Here is a 17,934-nt window from a genome sequence, read left to right on the forward strand (position 1 = left end):
TGAATCTCCTTGGTGCCGTTTTATGCCGGAGCGGCAATGCTTTCGGGCTGGCTGATCCCTGCCCACACCTCATCAAGGGACAGCCCGAGGACGTCTGCTATCGCTGCGATGGTCTGGAAGGCCGGGGTTGCCACACGTCCGGACTCGATCTTCCGGAGTGTCTCCGGCGAAACCTGGGCCTCGAGCGCAATTTCCAGCATGGAGCGCCCTCCCCGGGCGCGACGCAACATGGCGCCGAGACGCTGTCCGCGCTCGACCTCTTCAGCTGTGAGTGGCAATCTGACCATGGCTCCAATTCTAATACCGGGATAATATGGCCGGGATAGTTATTGGTTGAATGGGAGGGCGCCGCATGATCGAGATTCTGAACCGCACTGAACTGCATCGGGCGAAGGAGGCTGGAGCACTGGTTGCCGAGATCCTTCAGGCAATGAAAAGCCGCAGTGCAGTGGGCGTCAATCTCCTGGAGATCGATCAGTGGGCCCAAGCCATGATCGCGGAGGCGGGGGCCCAGTCGTGCTACGTAGACTATTCGCCCTCCTTTGGGCGCGGTCCTTTTGGGCACTACATCTGCACGTCCGTCAACGACGCCGTCCTCCATGGACTGCCTCATGACTACGCGCTTGCTGACGGCGACCTGGTGTCCCTGGACATCGCTGTTTCCAAGAATGGGGTCGCTGCAGACTCCGCTATCAGCTTCACGGTGGGCGAGTCAAAGCCCTTGGAGAGCTTGGCAATGATCGACGCAACTGAGCGGGCGTTGAGTGCAGGGATAGCAGCGGCCGGTCCTGGCGCCCGCATCGGTGATATCTCCCATGCCATAGGCTCGGTCCTCAGCGAAGCCGGATACCCGATCAATACCCAGTTCGGTGGTCACGGCATCGGATCGACGATGCACCAGGACCCGCACATCGCCAATACCGGGAGGCCGGGCCGTGGTTACAAATTGCGCCCGGGACTACTGCTGGCGCTGGAGCCATGGGTCATGGCGGACACCGCCGAGCTCGTTACCGATGACGACGGGTGGACGCTGAGAAGCGCAACAGGTTGCCGCACAGCCCACAGCGAGCACACGATAGCCATCACCGACGGCGGGGCTGAGATTCTAACCTTGGCGCGCTGAGTGGGTCTCGGGTGCCGCTGCGCTGGTCTCAGGTGCCGCTGCGCTGGGTTGCCGCGATCAGGCCGGTCATAGCCTGGTGGAGTTCGGCCACCTCCTCGCGGCTGAGCTGCAGGCGCTCCCGGATTGCACCAGGAACCGCCGTTGCCTTATCCCGAAGCGCTGCTCCCTTTTCCGTCAGCTTGACGGCAAGCGCGCGCTCGTTGCCAGGCACGCGCTCGCGCGTAATCAGCTGTGCTTCCTCAAGTCGGCGCAGGAGTGGGGACAAGGTGGCGGGCTCGTGGAGGAGGCTGTCGCTAATGTCCTTTAGCGTCCTGGGGCTCCGCTCCCAGAGTGCAAGCATCACAAGGTACTGCGGATGCGTCAGCCCGAGCTGTTCGAGGATGGGCTTGTAGATGCCCACAACGCTCCGCGAGGCAACCGTCAACGCGAAGCACAGTTGGCGTTCCAAAAGGAGGTCGTCAGTCTCGCTGGCCTGGCTTGACTCATTGGTCAGGCTCGTCTCCTTGGTCTGGGTCATGGCGGCCTTCCCTTCCGATTAGTTAGTGCACTAATTGTTAGCGTACTATGAACTTGTTCAACCGTCTAAAAGAGGAGTCGATCCGCGTGGCAAAGGAATCCTTTACCCAGAAGTTCATGCGCGCTACGGGAAAGCTGAGGGTCATCTTTGGCCCCGCACACAGCAGCTCCATCGATCACGAAATGACCGAGGCCAACCGCAGGCTCCTGGCCCAACGCGAGGCGGAGACGCAGCAATGGGAAACCCTTCGCCGTCCGGACGGCAGCACGTATGTGGTTCCCCGTAATCCAGACGATAAGTCGCTGCGCTAAGCCTTTTCGCCCGCCGCGATTCCGCGCCTTTTCCGGCCTGCGGGCGTAAAATTGGCGTACTGGTACGGCATGCGCCGTCCTGCCGCTTTTCTCTCTCCCGTTGAAAGGAGGTGGAAGAACATGGGACGCAAGTTGGAAAACTTTCAGCACGTGACCGAGCGGCTGCAGTCCGTATTCGGACCAGCAACCCATGGGGACACGGATGCCCCTGTTGTGCATAAACACGACGACTTCGAAACGGCTTCCGAGGAAGACTTGAAGACCTTCGACATTGAGACCGATTCCGAAGGCCATCACTACGCTGTCCGGAACAACGATCCAGGGCCAACTTCAACCGACTACAGCGTGTGACCACCGGTAACTGTGACCATTCGTAGCTGCGACAGGCAGTAACAACGGCACCCAATACCGAAGGACCGGACCGCGAACTCCGGTCCTTCCTTGTGTAGGGCAGGCCTTGAGTAGGGTGGGCTTCCTGCCGGCCGGGCTTGCTTCCCGGGATCCTGCCCGGGCCACTGTTGAGCCACTTATAAGCATGCTTATTATATGAGTGCATGGACATGTGATGGGCACGCATACGTTCTGGGAAATGAGGGGGCTGTCAATGAGCGCTCAAGATGATGCCGCAATGGCCCGGGGAGGCTCTGGACGGGCCGATCACCCGCAGCGACGGGTCGCGCCGGGCAATTCCCGGCCCACACGAACAGCAGCAATCTGGGTGGCAGTAGCTGTGGGCCTGGTGGTGTTGGTCCTGTTGATCGTCTTCTTCGTCCAGAACCAGGACATGGTCACTGTTCGCTTCTTCGGATTGGAAGGAGTCCTCGCCCTCGGCACCACGCTGTTCATCGCAGCTGTTGGAGGAGGCGTGCTGGTGGCGCTGGCCGGGGGTGCGCGGATTCTTCAGCTCAGGGTGAGCAATCACCGGCGCCAGAAGATGATCGGCGGACAAGGAGGCGGACTATGACGGACACTCCGCTGGAGGACGACAAGTCGCCGGACCGGCCTGATCCAGAGGGTGGCAGGGAGGCTGCCGGTCTCCTTGGTGACGCTCTTTCCCCGGTGGTCGCCCCTGAATACACCGATGAGGAGCGACTGTCCGAACCCGATAAGCAGGGCGGGCAGGAAGCGGGCGACAAGTAATTAAGTGCGGAAGGACCGGAGCATGTGCTCCGGTCCTTCCGCAATTAATCCCGACGGCGGCACTCCCTGACGATTCATGTTCCGCCGGGGTGGTGGTCGTCTTAGCCTTCGCAGTCAGTGCAGTAGGCGACGCCATCCTTTTCGCGGGCAATCTGCGAACGGTGGCGGACCAGGAAGCATGAGTTACAAGTGAACTCGTCGCTTGCCTGGGGGATGACCTGGATGATGAGTTCTTCAGCGACGATTTCGCCGCCGGGACCGTTGGCGTCCAGGCCGTCGGTTTCGTCGAGTTCAAGAACCACGCTCTTGGCCGTGGGGGCGCTGGCGGACTGGAGCGCCTGGAGGGACTGCTCCTGGTTCTCTTTTACATCGGTACGGAGTTCGTCGTAGTCGGCTGCCACTTTTTGATGCCTCTTCGTGTTAGGGGGTTACCGGGTATGCAACGTACAGCATGCCATGAAAATTCCATACCATACCCCAGATACGGCGCTTGTGGCGAAAACCACGTGCGTGGCGGCCCAAAAAGGCCGCCACGCCGCGCCAATTGCCCTCTATTATTACCGCACCTCGATGTCCAGAGTCTGGAAGCTGTCCGCAACATGGCGACCCACCAGCAGGCGGAAGCTTCCACGCTCGAACTGCCAGCCGCCGTCGTAATGCGCAAAAGCCTTTGCCGGGATGCGGACTTCAACGCTGTCAGTCCCCGCCGGAGCAAGGTGCGTTCCGGCGTAGCCGGCCAACCAACGGACCGGTCGTTCCACCGCGGAACCGGTGCGCTCAAGGTAGACCTGAACCACTTCACGTCCCGTACGCGTTCCGGTGTTCTTCACCGGAACGTGCACAACCACGTCGTTGCCGGCCGTGACCGACTGTGGTGCGTGGGCGGTGCCGAACTCGAAGGTCGTGTACCCGAGCCCGAAGCCGAAAGGCAGCGCCGGAGCAGGGCCCCCTTCGCCTTGCTGCTTGAGCCACGCCCGGTAGCCCACATGAATTCCCTCGGAGTAGACCACCTTGCCGTCCACGGGAGTGGTGTTCAGGACCGGAACATCCTCCAAGGCTGCCGGCCACGTGGTGGGAAGCCGACCGCCAGGTTCCTCTGCGCCCAGCAGGATGTCTGCAATCGCGTTGCCGAACTCCTGGCCACCGAACCAGCCCAGCAGCACCGCGTTGACGTTCTTGAGCCACGGCATCACCACAGGTGAACCCGAATTCACCACCACCACAGTGCGTGGGTTGGCGGCGGCGACGGCTTGTACGAGTTCGTTCTGGAACCCCGGAAGGTCCAGGTCCTTTCGGTCAAAGCCCTCGGATTCGATGGCCGCATTGGTTCCGACGACCACCACAGCTACATCTGAAGCCCGGGCGGCTTCCACCGCGGCGTCGATTTCCGCCTGAGGATCCGCCACCACGGTTTCTTCGCCCAGCAGGATTGCCGTGAACGGGATGATCTGTTCCTTGGGCAGGCGGTATTCGGCTTCGATACGCACCAGCTGGCCGGCTGCGGTCTCAACTGCGTGAACAGTCTTGGGCGGATCGAAAAGCGCGGCACCCAGGACATCGGTGTCGTCCTGGATTTCGTCGTTGAAGACTTCGGCTCCATCCAATGAGAGGCGGATGTGCCCTACTGTGCCCACTCCGAGGTGGTGGACACCTGCGGAATCGGCTGTCCAGTCGGTTTCCATACGGATGATGGCGGCGCCTTCCGGGATGCCGATGCCGAACCAGATCAAGTGTGACGCCAGGCGGTCTTCGCCCGAGAGCTCCGTGCCGTCTTCTGCCAGGAACGTCACGCGGATCCCAGGGACATTGGAGACCGGATTGTGCAGTGAAGTCCGGGGGAACGCCTGAAGGCCCTCGGCCACCTTCGCGCCACGCGCATAGGTGACTTTGACGTCGTCGGGCAGTGCTTTGCGCAGCCCCTCCAAGGGCGAGACGGTGTACTTGGGCATCACCGTGGCGCTCCCGCCGCCCTGCGTTCTGGCCTCTTCAGCGTTGTGACCGATCACGGCTACGCTCTTGAGCGTCGCGGCATCCAGTGGAAGGATGCCTCCCTCGTTACGGACCAGCACTGCGCCACGGACGGCAACTTCACGCGCGACGGCGGCCCCGTCCAGTTTCGCGGGGAGCCCTGTGACAGCGGGTTCGAAGCCTTCGAGTGAGCCGACGCGGGCAGCGAGGCGCAGGATACGGGTGACCTTTTCCAGGATGGCCTCCCGGCTGACGCGGCCATCCTCGACGGCGGCCAGAAGTTTGGGGCCCCAGTGGCCTACCGGCCCGGGCATTTCCAGATCCTGGTGCGCATTTGCGGCCTCAACGGAACGCACTCCCGTCCAGTCGGAAACCACCACCCCGTCGAAGCCCCATTCTGTGGAGAGCGGGGTTTCCAACAGCTTGTTTTCGCTCGCCGTGGTGCCGTTGATGGAGTTGTACGAGCTCATGACCAGCCATGCCCGGGCCTCCGTGATGGCGTCTTCAAACGCTGCCAGATAAAGCTCGCGCAACGGGCGCTCGTCCACCACGGAGTCCGAAGTGAAGCGTTCCGTCTCGGCCTCGTTGGCCAGGTAGTGCTTGGGAGTCGCCCCTATGCCCATGGACTGCACGCCGGCAACGTATCCGGCGGCCATGGTTGCTGTGAGCCGCGGGTCCTCGCTCATGCACTCGAAATGACGGCCACCCAGAGGTGAACGATGAAGGTTGATGGTGGGGCCGAGCACGGCGTGGACGCCCTTGCGGCGGGCCTCCTGCCCGAGAACCTGTCCGTAGCGACGTGCGGTTTCCACGCTCCATGTCGCGGACAGGGCGGACGACGACGGGAGGGAGATTGAGTCGTGGCGCTCGTCGAAGTCTTCGCCGCGGACGCCTGCCGGACCATCGGACATGACGATGCGGCTGAGGCCGATTTCCGGGATGGCATGGGTGGACCAGACGTCCGCTCCCGTCAGCAGTTGGATCTGCTGCTCCAGGGAGAGGCTCTGTGCGAGTTCCCGGATGCGCTCTTCGGCGTCCGGCGATCCGGTCTGCGGGGCCGTGACAGCGGCCGACAATGTGGGGTTCATTTTATTTGACTCCTTTGATACGGGTTACGAGGACGGCACCGACGATGCCGATCACAGCGCCACCGAGGAACAATGCGGGGTAACCCCCAATGGCAATGACAGGGAAGGCAACGGCGGGTACGAGCGACTGCGGGAGGGCCTGTGCGATGTTGAAGACACCGAAGGTCTTGGCGTTCTCGGTCTGGCTGCCGGGGAGCAGGTCGGCGATGAGGGCGACGTCCACTGCGCTGAAGACTCCGAGCCCGAGGCCCAGGATGGCTTGGCCTGCCAGGACCTGACCGGTGTCGGTGCTGGTAGCGATGACGATCAGCCCCACCATCATCACCAGGGCGGAGATGATCACCATGCCCTTGCGCTTGCCGACGCGGTCGCTGATCCAACCGCCTGCGAGGCTGGTGATGACAGTGCCGGCAGAGCTCACCAGTGTCGCTTGGAACACGAGGCTGGTGACCTGGGATTCTGCAACGTGGAGGTGGTCCGCGAAGAAGTACGGCAAGTACAGGAGCCCTGCGCAGTAGCCCATGTAGACCATGAACTTGGTGAGCCAGGCCCAGCCAAGGCCCGGGTAGGTGCGCGGGTTGAAGTAGAACGAACCCAGGATCTCTTTGAGGTTCAGTGGCGCCGGCTTCTCGGTGAGGACGCGGTCCTTGAACGTGAAGGCGAAAGCGATTGCGACGGCGGTTCCCACGACGCCGGGGACCACGGCCATCTGCAAGGCGTTGTCGAACATTTGCGCGAAGAACGCAGCGGCCACGAGCCCGATTGGCAAGGTCATGCCGATCAGCCCGGAGAGGCGCCCGCGCTCGGAGGGGGCTGCTTGGTCGGGGAGCGTGGCTACGAGGGCGGCCAGTGCCGCGTTGAAGCCCAGCTGTGCTAAGACCCAGGCGATGAGGACCGTGCCGACATCTGCGGCCGACCCCAGCAGGAAGAGTGATGCCAGCCCGAGCAGTGAGCCGCCGACGATCCAGGGCTTGCGCATTCCGAAGCGGGAGGTTGTGCGGTCGCTCAGGCGTCCGAAGAGCGGGTTGGCCAGCAGGGCTATCGTGGCGCCGACGCCTGCCACCACGCTCAGTGCTCCGGCGCGGGTGTCCGGGGTGGTGATTTCCGAGACCTTGATGGCCAAAACCACCAGCGCGGGGGCCAGCACGGCCATCCAAAGACCTGCGCTGGCGATTGGCATGCCGATGACGTAGGCGCGGGGAGCGCGGGCCGCTTCGACGACTGCGGCTTCGGTGCCGGCCGCCGGCGCCTGTTGTTTGAGGTTGAGGGCCACATTGCCTCCTGATGAACGGGTGACCCACCGTTGGGTCTCGAGAAAGACTTTAGCGACAAAAATCGAGTGTGACTAGATTTTTGAGAGATAAATCTAGGATGACTCGATTTTTGATGCGTGAAATAGACTGACTCAATGTCAACTTCCAAGGCCCGCGGGCAATACGCGAAGGGTGCGGAACGCCGCGAACAGATCATCCAAACGGCGACGGACGTCTTTGCGACCGAAGGTTTCGAAGGGACTGCTCTTAAGCGCGTGGCGGAACTCGTGGGGGTCAAGGAAGCCACCCTCTTCCACTACTTCAAGGGCAAGCAGGAACTCCTCACTGCAGTCCTGGCGGAGCGTGACCGGCGGTCCATGTCAGTGGTCGGGCAAGAGGAAGCGGGGCTTGGCCTCATGGCGCCGATCGCCGAGCGGAACCGGCACGAGCCAGGGCTGACCACCCTGTACGCTGTCGCGTCGGCCACAGCCAATGATCCCGGACATGACTCCCACGGCTACTTCAAAGAGCGTTACGAGGACTTGGTGCAAGGCCTTACTGAAGACATCGCCCGCCGGCAGCAAGCCGGTGAAGTCCGGAGCGACGTTGACGCGGTCCTTCTCTCCAGGTTGGTTGTCGCGGCGTTCGATGGCCTGCAGTTGCAGTGGCTCTATGACAAAGACGTGGACATGGCTGATGGGCTCAGGCAGCTTATTGACGTCCTGCTGGCGCCGGTGCAGCGCGGCAAAGGTGAACGCGGCAACGGCTAACGCAAGGAAGGACCGGGGCGTCAGTGTACCGGATCGAAGGCGAGGGCGGCCGCGACCGGAACATTTCGCGGCGGATCCTCCGGCAGGTCAGGGCTGGCCCCGAGTCGCCGTATGATCTCCGGGGCCATCATTTCCTGCCATCGCAACTGCTTTTCGTAGTGCCTGGCGCGCAATGACGGCGTGTCCCCGGGAGCATCCGCAGATCCGGCTTGCGTTCAGCCGCTCGGCTGCGCCCTCCTCAGCGGCGGCTCACGCGTGGCAACAACGCGAACGCGCTCTCGGCAATCCGGGTCAAGCGGTCGGGACTGTGGCCGTACGCACCGACGACATCTGTCCCGCGGATCACGGTTAGCACGAGGAATGCCAGATCTTCAGCATCGGCATCCGGGTCGATGTCTCCGTTGCGCTGCGCCGCGCGCACACACTCGGCCACCGCCGTCACGAGCATAGAGAAACATTCGGCAGCAATGCGCTGCACCTCGGCGTCTGAGGCGCCGATCTCCAGAGCCATCTTGCCCGCGAAGCACGCAGCCGCCGCCCGGTCGGAAGCTGGGGGCACATCGTCGGCTAGAGGCACCCCGTGGACGGCGCGGAGCAGGTAGCTGTGGAGCCGTTCGAGTGCGCCCTCGTCCGGGCCGGCGAGAACCTTCGCCGGAACGTTTCCCAACCGGTTGAAGTATCCGGCCATCGCTTGCACCAGCACACCGTGTTTACCGTCGAAAGCGGCATAGAGACTGCCGCGGCCCAGCCCGGTGGCTGCGCTGATGTCGTCCACGCTCGTGCCGTTGTAGCCCGACTCGCGAAATTGCCGCTCGGCGGCATGGAGAACGTGGTCGCGGTCGAAGGTTCGTGGTCTCGCCATACATACAAGATAGAGCCGAAAGGTCGTAATTGACAAATCAGTACAGAACCACCTAGCGTTGTTGACTGTTCAGTACACAAATGTCTGACTCCCCATATCTGGCGCGGCGAAGTCACGCCTATAGCCGAAGGAACCAACATGCAGACAGCTTCCCCGGTGGCCCTCGTGACGGGCGCTTCCTCAGGAATCGGGCGGGCAGCAGCTCGCGCCCTCGTAGACGCCGGCTTCTCAGTGGTCGGTACGAGCCGCAACGCCGCGAACGCCCGCCCGCTTGCCGGGGTGTCGTTCCTCGATCTCGATGTAGCCAGCGACGAATCGGTCCATTCCCTGGTCGAGAAGGTGATCGAGCGGTTTGGTCGGATCGACGTCCTGGTCAACAACGCAGGCGTGGGCGCAGTCGGCGCCGGCGAGGAAAGCTCGATCAACCAGACCAAGGAGGTCTTCGACATCAACGTCTTCGGCTTGATGCGGATGACAAACGCCGTGCTGCCCCACATGCGGGCCAAGGGCAGTGGCCGTGTGGTCAACGTCTCCTCGGTACTCGGTCTGATCCCAGCCCCCTTCATGGCCATCTATGCCGCCACCAAGCATGCAGTCGAGGGCTACTCGGAGTCCGTCGACCACGAGCTTCGCGAGCACGGCGTCCGGGTGCTGCTGGTCGAGCCGGCCTTTACAAGCACGGGTTTCGAGGCGAGCAGCCTGGCACCGGACTCACCCTTGCCGGTCTACTCCGCACAGCGGGAGGTCTCCCGAGACGTACTGGCCACCGCCTTACGTACCGCCGATGACCCCGATGTTGTCGCAAAAGTGATCGTCGCTGCCGCCACGGACTCCAAGCCCACACCCAGGTACACCGCCGGCTCGATGGCCGGACGCGTCAGCGTCCTGCGCCGGTTCGTGCCCTCGCGCACCTTCGACAAACAGATCCGCAAGCTCAACCAACTGGCCGGCTGACGCCGAGGCCAGCACCAGCATCTCTCGTCCGCCCAACCTCGAAACAGGCTCAACACGCATGGACTTCGAACACGTCACTTTCGACTTGCCGCATGGCACTTTTCACGCTCTGCAGGGCGGTGACCCCACAGGTCAACCAACGATCTTCCTGCACGGATTCCCGGACCACCCGCCAACGGCGAAGGCGTTCCTCGCCGAACTCGGCCGCCAGGGTCGCTACGTCCTCGCGCCCTGGCTTCGCGGTTACGCCCCGTCCCCGACCGCGGGTCCATTCGATTTCGCATCCCTCACCGGCGACGTGGTCGCGCTGATCGAGCAGTGGTCTCCCCAGCGCCAGGTGGACCTCATTGGCCACGACTGGGGCGCCTTCATCACGTACGACACCACCGTCACCGCGCCGGAGCGCATCAAACGCGCAGTCACGCTCGCTATCCCCCACCCCCTCACATTCATCGGCCGGCCCCGCCCCGCCCAACTCCGCCGGAGCTGGTACATGGCCTTCTTCCAGCTTCCCGGAAGCGGCATGATCGCCCGAGCCCGCGACTTCGCCCTCATCGACCGCCTCTGGCGTCAATGGTCACCAAACCTGACCCTCGACCCGGCTCTCCAAGCGGAGCTACACGAGCACCTCGGAGCGAGCTTTCCCGCGCCCCTCAAGTACTACCGGGAGATGACCCGCCTGGGCATGCTGAAGGCTGCACGCCGCCTCTCCCACCCCATCACGGTGCCCCTGCTGCACATCCACGGCGCAGACGACGACTGCATCCTCCCCCCGAACGTCGACGACCGGCATCGATACGCCGCACCGCACGTGCGCGACATCGTCCCCAACCTCGGCCACTTCCTGCACATCGAAGCCCCCGAAGCGATCGCGGAACGGATCACGACATGGGTGGCAAGTGGCTCACCTGACCCTCGCCGCGAAACCAACCCAATGGCCGTCCAGAACCCGAAAGGCTGACCAAACCATGACTGAGACGACTCCTCCATTCACGAGTGACGAACTGGCCGAAGGCACTATCGACACGGTGGTGATCGGAGGCGGCGCCGCAGGACTGAACGGCGCTCTGATCCTCGCCCGCTCCCGCCGCTCGGTCGTCGTGATCGACAGCGGCTACCCCCGCAACGCGCCAGCCGAAGCCGTGCACGGCCTCCTCGCCCTGGACAGCACCCCGCCGTCCGAGATCCTTCGACGAGGACTTGAGCACGTGCGCCACTACGGCGGACGCATCGTCCTCGGCACGGTAGTCTCGGCCGAGCCTGCCGCCCCCTCAGCTGACGGGGATTTGCGGTTCACCATCACCCTCGCCGACGGCCGCAGCATCACCGCCCGCCGCATCCTCGTGGCCACCGGCCTCACCGACGTTCTGCCGGACGTGCCCGGGCTCGCCGAGCACTGGGGGCACAGCGTGCTGCACTGCCCGTACTGCCACGGCTGGGAGGTCCGCGACGAACCCATCGGTATCCTCGCCACCGGCCCGGTCTCCATCGCCCACGCGTATCTGTACCGTCAGCTGACCGCGGACCTGACCTACTTCACGCACGGCACCGACCTGGACGAGGACAACCGCGCCCGCTTCGCCGCCCGCGGCATCCGCGTCATCGACACCCCGGTCACCGAGATCGTCAACGACGACGACGGCGCCCTCGCCGGCGTGCGCCTCACCGACGGCCAGGTCATTGCCCGCCGCGTCATCGCAGTCCTCGCGCAGCTGCAGATCCGCGCCCAAGGCCTGGAAGGTCTGCACCTGCCCGTGCAGGACCTGCCGAACAAGGGCCGCAGTTTCGCCTCCGGCACGGCCGGCATCACCGAAGTGCCGGGTGTGTGGGTGGCCGGCAACGCCACCGATCTGACCGCCCAGGTCGGGGCCTCCGCCGCGGCCGGCGCACTGGCCGGGGCCGACATCAACAGGATGCTGGCCATAGCGGATACCGACGCGGCACTGCACGCGGCTGGACCGATTCCGACACCCTATGTCTGAACGCGCCGGCGTCGAAACCCACCATTGATCTGGAACACGTCGCCCGACCGGAGATCGCCACGCCGACCTGGATCCGCGCGTACTCCAGCCCCTTCCCGACCCGGCGCAGTCCCGCGGTGTCATCGCGTTTCCCCGGCAGGGCCCTCAGCCCGGTCTTCCGCCGATGGACGCAATCGACGCCAGCGCGCACCTGAACCCATCCTCTGACTACAACTCACCCAACCTGATGGAGAACACACAAATGACGGAACGCAATCCCATTCTGATCACCGGCGCCGGCGGACAGGTCGGCGGCGTGAGCAGGTTGATGGTCGACATGCTGCTCGAACAGGGCCACCCGGTGCGCGCGTTCGTGCGACGGGACGACCAACGGGCCCAGTCGCTGCGCGAGGCCGGGGCCGACGTCTTCGTCGGCGACCTGCTCAAACCCGCGGACGTGGCCGCAGCGCTGAAGGGTGTCAAGCGCATTTACTTCAGCATGACCCCGCAGCCAAACTACGCTGACGCCCTCACTTTGATGGCCGCGGCGGCGCGAGCCCAGGGCAACATCGAGGCCTTCGTGCACTTGTCCAACTACGAGCAGTCATACATGACGCTCGAGAAGATGACCGCACCGGAAGAGGAGCGGCGTTCCTGGCTCGGCGGACTGGTCACGGACTGGTCACCGCAGCAGCGGGCGCACTGGATCTGCGAGCGGGTGCTGGAATGGTCCGGCCTCCCGACCATCAACGTGCGCTCGACCCTGTTCGCCGAGAACCCCCATCTGACCTGGATGCTGCTGGGCCCGCTGAGCAAGGGTGAGCTGCGCCTGCCCTTCGGCAACCAGCGGCTCGCACCCATTGCCGTTCACGACTTGGCAGAGGTGTCCGTGAAGATGCTGCTCGACCCCGCACCGCACATCTCGAAGTCCTACGAACTCACCGGCCCGGAGCTGAAGGACATGCACGGTTTCGCTGAGGACTACGCAGCCGCGCTGGGACGCCAGATCGTCTACATCCCTGAGGAGCTGGAGGCTTGGAATGAGGCCTTCATGGACGAGACCGTCCTGCAGGAGTCCCTGGGCGATCCGGCTACGGCCCGGCACGTGGCTGAGCACCTGGGGATCCAGACCCGGCTGATCGCCAGCGGTCGATACGACGTCCTCTCCGACCAGCTGGAAACCCTGCTCGGGCGCCCACCGCGGACCCTGCGATGGGCACTGCAGAACAACACCAACCTGCGCCAGCTGGCGTCTGTCCCGAGCCACTGAGCGCCCAATCCCATGGACAAGAACATGACAAAACGACAGCGGGCCCTGGTGGTCGGCCTCGGGATCAGCGGGACCGCCTCCGCGCTGCGACTTCATCGCGCGGGCTGGGACGTGGTGGTGCTGGAGAAGGCCCCCGAGCGGCGCCGCGGCGGATACTTCATCGCCCTGTTCGGAACCGGGCTCGCCGCCGCCGAACGACTGGGCATCGCCGATGCCGTGCCGAATCGCGTCGCTCCGGAAGCCGTGAGCTACGAAGTCGACCGCACGGACCGGCGCCGCCGCGGTCTAAGCTACGCCGACGTGTTCGGTGGATCTCGACTCGTATTGCGGGGCGACATTGAAGACGCGGCCTTCACCGCCCTGCCCGACGAAGTGGAGATCCGGTACTCGACCGTGCCGATCGCGCTGGACCAGTACATCGACGGGGTGGATGTAGAGATCCGCAACCTGACGACGGAGACGACGATCGTCGAACGGTTCGACCTGGTGGTGGGGGCAGACGGACTGCGCTCGACGGTGCGCCGGCTTGCGTTCGAACCCGAGCAGAGCCCGATCCGTCCACTGAACTACATGATCGCCGCGTACAGCCTGCCCGAGGCGGTACCCGGCTACCGTCAACAAGACGGACTGATCCTGGCCGAGCAGGGTCGATCAGCGTGGGTGTTCCCGTTCGCTGACCGCCCGCCGACGGTGCTGCTCTCCTACCGCACCGACGACGTGGACGCCGAGTTCACCCGGCCAGCCATCGACTCGCTGCGCGCCGCTTACGGCCCCGAGCCCACCGGCTCCACGCTCGGTTGGCTGCTCGACCAGTTCGAGAAGGCCCCCGATCACCTGTTCGACTCCGCCGAGCAGGTGCACCTCGACCACTGGCACCGCGGCCGAGTCGTGCTCGTCGGCGACGCCGCGTGGTGCCTGACCGTTTACTCCGGCATGGGGGCATCCACCGGCCTGGCCGGGGCCGACCTGCTCGGCACCATGCTCGAACGCCACCCGCACGACGTGCCACGGGCCCTTCAGGACTGGGAGGACCACCTGCGCCCGTTCGTCGACCACCACCTCGGCAGCGGTGTGAGCATGCGCAGCTTCTTCACCCCAGGCAACCGCGCCGAATTGCTGCTTCGGTCCGCGATGATCCGCCTCGCCCGCCTGCCGATCGCCGGCCGGCTGCTCGCCAAGATAAGGACCAACAGCGCGGGCGTACGGATGAAAAGTCTGGATATCGCCGCCGCTGCAGCGTAACTGGAGTTCCTCGAATACGAGCGGGAGAACGAGGTCGTGATTGTGGTTGCTGCCGCGCCGTCTGGTCGCCGCTTCGGCAATCCCGTGTGGTTATATCGTCGAGCCGTCAGGCAGGACCACCTAGAGAGACATATGCCCGCCAACAGCACTTGTTGATCACGGGCATACTGCCACCCAAAGAAGGCTCCGTCCCAAGTGGGGACGGAGCCTTCTCAGAAGAGCCGGTCGCTGACCGGTAAAGTGGCGGCCCTAGCGCCCTGTGCCGCCGTAAACGGTAGCTTCGGCATCGCCGTCGAGCTCGAAAGCGGCGTGGATGGCGCGGACGGCGTCGTCCAGCTTGTCAGCGCTGGTGACTACGGAGATGCGGATTTCCGAGGTGGAGATCATGTCGATGTTGATGCCGGCGTCGGAGAGGGCCTTGAAGAACGTGGCCGAAACGCCGGGGTGTGAACGCATTCCCGCGCCGATCAGGGACAGCTTGCCAACGTGCTCGTTGTACTCGATGCTCTCGAAGCCGATTTGGCCTTCAGCTGCACGAAGGGCGGCCAGGGCGTCGGCGCCTTCGACGATTGGGAGCGTGAACGAGATATCAGTGCGGCCCGTGCCGTGGGTGGACACGTTCTGCACGATCATGTCGATGTTCGAGTGCGCGTCCGCGATCACCTGGAAGATCGCAGCGGCCTTGCCCGGAATGTCCGGCACGCCTACAACGGTGACCTTGGCTTCGGACCGGTCGTGTGCAACGCCGGAGATGATTGGCTGCTCCAAGGCAACTCCCTCTTGAATCGTGAACTTTTCATCGGCGCCCGGGATGACCCACGTGCCTTCGTGCTGGCTGAATGACGAACGGACGTGCAGCGGCACGCCGAAACGGCGGGCGTACTCCACGCACCGCAGGTGCAGGATCTTGGCGCCGGAAGCAGCAAGTTCCAGCATTTCCTCGCTGGAGATGCGGTCGATCTTCTGGGCCGATGACACAACACGGGGATCGGCCGTGTAGATGCCGTCCACGTCGGTGTAAATTTCGCACACATCGGCTTCGAGCGCTGCAGCCAAGGCAACAGCCGTCGTGTCCGAGCCGCCACGACCCAGCGTTGTGATCTCGTTGGTGCTGCGGCTCATGCCCTGGAAGCCCGCCACGATCGCAATGTGTCCTTTGTCCAGGGCGGTGCGGATGCGGTGCGGGTCCACATCAATAATCCGGGCCTTGCCGTGGATGCCGTCGGTAATCATGCCTGCCTGGGAGCCCGTGAAGGACTGGGCGGAGGCGCCAAACTTGTTGATGGCCATGGCAAGCAGTGCCATGGAAATTCGCTCTCCGGCGGAAAGGAGCATGTCCATTTCGCGGGCAGGAGCGGAGTCCGTGACCTGGCCCGCGAGGTCCAGGAGTTCATCTGTGGTGTCTCCCATGGCGGAAACAACAACCACAACCTCGTTGCCGGCCTTCTGCGCATCCACAACACGCTGAGCGACCCGCTTGATGCCATCAGCATCGGCAACCGAGGAACCGCCGAACTTCTGAACGATCAGCTGCTTGGTAATGGCAGCTCCGTCGGAGAGCTCTTCGATCTTCACTTCGGTAGTGGGCATAGTCATGCGCGCACCCTCACTGCATCAATAGGGTTCGAACGAGGCATGCCAAATTCGAAATTGGGACACGCCTGCGTAGCTTATTCGGCCAGTTTATCGCCGTGTTGTGTCCCCGCAGGAATTGTGACCACATGGCGGCCACGCAGTCAGTTTCGGCAGCAGGCCCCCGGGCGTACGATCCCTCTTATGAGCATTGCGTGGTGCCATGGCCAGGGTTCCTGAGCCACCGGACGATCCCGGGCCGGCGCGCAGCGAATCGGAATACGAAGTGATCGGCGGCGGCGTTATCGACGACCGGTTTCCGCGGCGTGACGGAACCGCGGGGAGTGAACACAGGCTGGACCACCAACCTGGGATCGCCGACATTCTTGGAGCCGCTGTGCGGGAGGCCTGGGATGACTGCCGCATGTCCTTGCAATCCTGGTGGTTCTGGTTGGCCTGCGCGTCCGGGCTCCTGCTGGCCTGGGCGACGGCCGCAGCTGTGGTGGCATTCGGCGAAGCCAACGGATGGTTTGAATCCAGCCTCCCAAGCGCCACGTACATACTGATGGCCGGATTGATGGCAGTTGTTTCTGCTGTCCTCGGGGCAGTATGGGGCTTCCATCAAAAGGCTCGAACATTCCTTGGCGGGCTGTTCGCCGGAGTCTTCCGCGGGGCGGTCTTCGCGGTGCCGTCCGGCATCCTGCTGCTCACGGTGGGCACGGCCGTTGGCGGGCCGATCGCCTTGGCGGGTGCCGGCGTCGTGGTTGTTGTCCTTGAGATTGTGTTGTTTGGACTCATAGGCGCAGGTGCCCGCGCCTGCTCAGGCCGAACGGCGGCAGGTGTTGCCTTGGCTGCGGCGCTGGTGGCGTTCCTGTGCCTGGGCAATGTAGCGGCTACCATCGCGTTGATTCCATGGACGACTGTGATGGACCAGGCGTCGGTGCCCGTCAACGTGGAGCGGGACGACAACGGACGGATCACAGCATACGAGTGTGTTGGGCGTCTCCGGCCCGTGGAAGTGGCGCATACAGAGCGGGTGGTTTGGCTGGCAGCGTCCAATCCGATCCTGCTCTTCGGCAGCGTCGCCGCGGAGGCGCTCCCCAAGGAGCATGAACTGGCATGGGTGTTGTCCGGCTTGCAGTGGGCCGCCGATGGACCGGGCCGTGATATTCCCTGTATCGGAGGGGAATCGAGTGATCAGCTGGCGCCTTCGGTGCCCGTCGCCCTCACTGGCCTCGTGATTCAGGCAGTGGTTGCTGCCTTGGTGCTCTTGCCGGGACGCTGGTTGTCCACGCGCCGCCTTACGTCAGCGCGTTCCGGCGGCCCTCAAACGCCCGGCCAAGCGTGACTTCGTCGGCGTACTCAAGGTCCCCACCCACTGGCAGGCCGGAAGCCAACCGCGTGACGGTGATCCCGATCGATTTGAGCATGCGGGCCAAATAGGTAGCAGTGGCCTCACCCTCAAGGTTGGGATCCGTAGCGATGATGATTTCCTGGATGGCGCCGTCGTTGAGGCGTGTGAGGAGTTCGCGGATCCGCAACTGCTCCGGGCCAATGCCCGCGATGGGATTGATGGCTCCGCCCAGCACGTGATACCGGCCACGGAACGAACGGGTGCGCTCCACAGCAAGAACGTCCTTGGACTCCTCAACCACGCAAATGACCGACGGATCCCGCCTCGGATCGCGACAGATGTTGCACATTTCCTGCTCGGTGACGTTGCCACACACCGTGCAGAACTTAACCCGTTCCTTCACCGTGGTGATGGCCGTAACGAGCCGCTTCATGTCCTCGGGATCGGCCTCAAGGATGTGGAACGCCAGTCGCTGTGCCGATTTCGGGCCCACACCGGGAAGCCGGCCGAGCTCGTCAATCAGCTCTTGAACTGCGCCTTCGTACAAAA

The 17,934-nt window shown here is 63.9% G+C and carries 20 protein-coding genes; 12 read left to right on the top strand and 8 right to left on the bottom strand.

From position 1 onward, the window contains the following. Positions 1-20: 20 nt before the first annotated feature. Positions 21-287, bottom strand: coding sequence for a helix-turn-helix domain-containing protein (locus tag AC6I99_RS03175; protein WP_223947860.1), 267 nt, complete (start codon positions 285-287; stop codon positions 21-23). 65 nt (positions 288-352) lie between these two features. On the opposite strand from AC6I99_RS03175, the gene map reads away from it, so the two are divergent. Continuing rightward, positions 353-1,123 carry a type I methionyl aminopeptidase gene (gene map, locus AC6I99_RS03180; RefSeq protein ID WP_497946719.1) on the top strand — a complete coding sequence of 257 codons (771 nt, stop codon included), beginning with the start codon at positions 353-355 and terminating at the stop codon, positions 1,121-1,123. Positions 1,124-1,151: 28 nt separating this feature from the next. On the opposite strand, the gene AC6I99_RS03185 is transcribed toward map, so the two are convergent. Next, positions 1,152-1,640 (bottom strand): MarR family winged helix-turn-helix transcriptional regulator, encoded by a 489-nt coding sequence (locus tag AC6I99_RS03185; RefSeq protein ID WP_497946718.1) that lies wholly within the window; start codon positions 1,638-1,640, stop codon positions 1,152-1,154. Between the two features lie 86 nt (positions 1,641-1,726). Between AC6I99_RS03185 and AC6I99_RS03190 the strand changes: the two genes are divergently transcribed. From AC6I99_RS03190 to AC6I99_RS03205, 4 genes are all read left to right on the top strand, one after another. Beyond that, positions 1,727-1,951 (top strand): hypothetical protein, encoded by a 225-nt coding sequence (locus AC6I99_RS03190; RefSeq protein ID WP_224094137.1) that lies wholly within the window; start codon positions 1,727-1,729, stop codon positions 1,949-1,951. Between the two features lie 120 nt (positions 1,952-2,071). Then, entirely contained in the window at positions 2,072-2,302 is a 231-nt protein-coding gene (locus AC6I99_RS03195; protein ID WP_224094138.1) for a hypothetical protein, read from the top strand. A gap of 253 nt (positions 2,303-2,555) precedes the next feature. Then, positions 2,556-2,915: a LapA family protein gene (locus AC6I99_RS03200; protein WP_497946717.1), complete on the top strand. Its 360-nt coding sequence runs from the start codon at positions 2,556-2,558 to the stop codon at positions 2,913-2,915. Then, positions 2,912-3,091 (top strand): hypothetical protein, encoded by a 180-nt coding sequence (locus AC6I99_RS03205; protein WP_497946716.1) that lies wholly within the window; start codon positions 2,912-2,914, stop codon positions 3,089-3,091. Before AC6I99_RS03200 ends, AC6I99_RS03205 begins: the two co-directional genes overlap by 4 nt. Positions 3,092-3,192: 101 nt before the next feature. Here AC6I99_RS03205 and AC6I99_RS03210 read toward each other — a convergent pair whose 3' ends face one another. From AC6I99_RS03210 to AC6I99_RS03220, 3 genes are all read right to left on the bottom strand, one after another. Further along, the gene (locus tag AC6I99_RS03210) at positions 3,193-3,492 is read right to left on the bottom strand and encodes a DUF4193 domain-containing protein (protein WP_224094141.1); all 300 of its coding nucleotides are present in this window, start codon (positions 3,490-3,492) and stop codon (positions 3,193-3,195) included. Between the two features lie 156 nt (positions 3,493-3,648). Then, positions 3,649-6,147, bottom strand: coding sequence for a beta-glucosidase family protein (locus tag AC6I99_RS03215; protein WP_497960242.1), 2,499 nt, complete (start codon positions 6,145-6,147; stop codon positions 3,649-3,651). A 1-nt stretch (position 6,148) separates the two neighbouring features. Then, on the bottom strand, positions 6,149-7,420 hold the full coding sequence (locus AC6I99_RS03220; RefSeq protein WP_497946714.1) for an MFS transporter: 1,272 nt from the start codon (positions 7,418-7,420) through the stop codon (positions 6,149-6,151). Between the two features lie 135 nt (positions 7,421-7,555). On the opposite strand from AC6I99_RS03220, the gene AC6I99_RS03225 reads away from it, so the two are divergent. Next, positions 7,556-8,170: a TetR/AcrR family transcriptional regulator gene (locus AC6I99_RS03225; RefSeq protein ID WP_497946713.1), complete on the top strand. Its 615-nt coding sequence runs from the start codon at positions 7,556-7,558 to the stop codon at positions 8,168-8,170. Between the two features lie 238 nt (positions 8,171-8,408). Here the strand turns inward: AC6I99_RS03225 and AC6I99_RS03230 are convergent, their stop codons facing one another. Next, the gene (locus AC6I99_RS03230) at positions 8,409-9,032 is read right to left on the bottom strand and encodes a TetR/AcrR family transcriptional regulator (protein WP_497946712.1); all 624 of its coding nucleotides are present in this window, start codon (positions 9,030-9,032) and stop codon (positions 8,409-8,411) included. A gap of 138 nt (positions 9,033-9,170) precedes the next feature. Between AC6I99_RS03230 and AC6I99_RS03235 the strand changes: the two genes are divergently transcribed. The 5 genes from AC6I99_RS03235 (at position 9,171) to AC6I99_RS03255 (ending at position 14,459) form a co-directional block, all read left to right on the top strand. Next, complete coding sequence (locus AC6I99_RS03235; protein ID WP_497946711.1) at positions 9,171-9,986, top strand: oxidoreductase; 816 nt, start codon at positions 9,171-9,173, stop codon at positions 9,984-9,986. 58 nt (positions 9,987-10,044) lie between these two features. After that, positions 10,045-10,947, top strand: coding sequence for an alpha/beta fold hydrolase (locus AC6I99_RS03240; RefSeq protein WP_497946710.1), 903 nt, complete (start codon positions 10,045-10,047; stop codon positions 10,945-10,947). A 7-nt stretch (positions 10,948-10,954) separates the two neighbouring features. Further along, positions 10,955-11,968 carry an NAD(P)/FAD-dependent oxidoreductase gene (locus AC6I99_RS03245; protein ID WP_497946709.1) on the top strand — a complete coding sequence of 338 codons (1,014 nt, stop codon included), beginning with the start codon at positions 10,955-10,957 and terminating at the stop codon, positions 11,966-11,968. Positions 11,969-12,131: 163 nt separating this feature from the next. Further along, positions 12,132-13,217 (top strand): NAD(P)H-binding protein, encoded by a 1,086-nt coding sequence (locus AC6I99_RS03250; RefSeq protein WP_497946708.1) that lies wholly within the window; start codon positions 12,132-12,134, stop codon positions 13,215-13,217. Positions 13,218-13,241: 24 nt separating this feature from the next. Continuing rightward, entirely contained in the window at positions 13,242-14,459 is a 1,218-nt protein-coding gene (locus AC6I99_RS03255; RefSeq protein ID WP_497960243.1) for an FAD-dependent monooxygenase, read from the top strand. 249 nt (positions 14,460-14,708) lie between these two features. On the opposite strand, the gene AC6I99_RS03260 is transcribed toward AC6I99_RS03255, so the two are convergent. Beyond that, positions 14,709-16,055 (bottom strand): aspartate kinase, encoded by a 1,347-nt coding sequence (locus AC6I99_RS03260; RefSeq protein WP_223935722.1) that lies wholly within the window; start codon positions 16,053-16,055, stop codon positions 14,709-14,711. Between the two features lie 199 nt (positions 16,056-16,254). Between AC6I99_RS03260 and AC6I99_RS03265 the strand changes: the two genes are divergently transcribed. Then, positions 16,255-17,379 carry a hypothetical protein gene (locus AC6I99_RS03265; protein WP_497960244.1) on the top strand — a complete coding sequence of 375 codons (1,125 nt, stop codon included), beginning with the start codon at positions 16,255-16,257 and terminating at the stop codon, positions 17,377-17,379. Here the strand turns inward: AC6I99_RS03265 and recR are convergent. Next, positions 17,333-17,932, bottom strand: coding sequence for a recombination mediator RecR (gene recR, locus AC6I99_RS03270; protein ID WP_216921891.1), 600 nt, complete (start codon positions 17,930-17,932; stop codon positions 17,333-17,335). The genes AC6I99_RS03265 and recR overlap by 47 nt on opposite strands. Positions 17,933-17,934 lie beyond the last annotated feature (2 nt).

The sequence above is a fragment of the Arthrobacter sp. TmtSoilC77 genome, assembly GCF_059739415.1.

Excerpts from the sequence above, each read along its gene's own strand:
- AC6I99_RS03175 (WP_223947860.1), bottom strand. The coding sequence starts at position 287 with ATGGTCAGATTGCCACTCACAGCTGAAGAGGTCGAGCGCGGACAGCGT.
- map (WP_497946719.1), top strand. The coding sequence starts at position 353 with ATGATCGAGATTCTGAACCGCACTGAACTGCATCGGGCGAAGGAGGCT.
- AC6I99_RS03185 (WP_497946718.1), bottom strand. The coding sequence starts at position 1,640 with ATGACCCAGACCAAGGAGACGAGCCTGACCAATGAGTCAAGCCAGGCC.
- AC6I99_RS03195 (WP_224094138.1), top strand. The coding sequence starts at position 2,072 with ATGGGACGCAAGTTGGAAAACTTTCAGCACGTGACCGAGCGGCTGCAG.
- AC6I99_RS03200 (WP_497946717.1), top strand. The coding sequence starts at position 2,556 with ATGAGCGCTCAAGATGATGCCGCAATGGCCCGGGGAGGCTCTGGACGG.
- AC6I99_RS03205 (WP_497946716.1), top strand. The coding sequence starts at position 2,912 with ATGACGGACACTCCGCTGGAGGACGACAAGTCGCCGGACCGGCCTGAT.
- AC6I99_RS03215 (WP_497960242.1), bottom strand. The coding sequence starts at position 6,147 with ATGAACCCCACATTGTCGGCCGCTGTCACGGCCCCGCAGACCGGATCG.
- AC6I99_RS03225 (WP_497946713.1), top strand. The coding sequence starts at position 7,556 with ATGTCAACTTCCAAGGCCCGCGGGCAATACGCGAAGGGTGCGGAACGC.
- AC6I99_RS03230 (WP_497946712.1), bottom strand. The coding sequence starts at position 9,032 with ATGGCGAGACCACGAACCTTCGACCGCGACCACGTTCTCCATGCCGCC.
- AC6I99_RS03235 (WP_497946711.1), top strand. The coding sequence starts at position 9,171 with ATGCAGACAGCTTCCCCGGTGGCCCTCGTGACGGGCGCTTCCTCAGGA.
- AC6I99_RS03240 (WP_497946710.1), top strand. The coding sequence starts at position 10,045 with ATGGACTTCGAACACGTCACTTTCGACTTGCCGCATGGCACTTTTCAC.
- AC6I99_RS03245 (WP_497946709.1), top strand. The coding sequence starts at position 10,955 with ATGACTGAGACGACTCCTCCATTCACGAGTGACGAACTGGCCGAAGGC.
- AC6I99_RS03250 (WP_497946708.1), top strand. The coding sequence starts at position 12,132 with ATGGACGCAATCGACGCCAGCGCGCACCTGAACCCATCCTCTGACTAC.
- AC6I99_RS03255 (WP_497960243.1), top strand. The coding sequence starts at position 13,242 with ATGACAAAACGACAGCGGGCCCTGGTGGTCGGCCTCGGGATCAGCGGG.
- AC6I99_RS03260 (WP_223935722.1), bottom strand. The coding sequence starts at position 16,055 with ATGACTATGCCCACTACCGAAGTGAAGATCGAAGAGCTCTCCGACGGA.
- AC6I99_RS03265 (WP_497960244.1), top strand. The coding sequence starts at position 16,255 with ATGGCCAGGGTTCCTGAGCCACCGGACGATCCCGGGCCGGCGCGCAGC.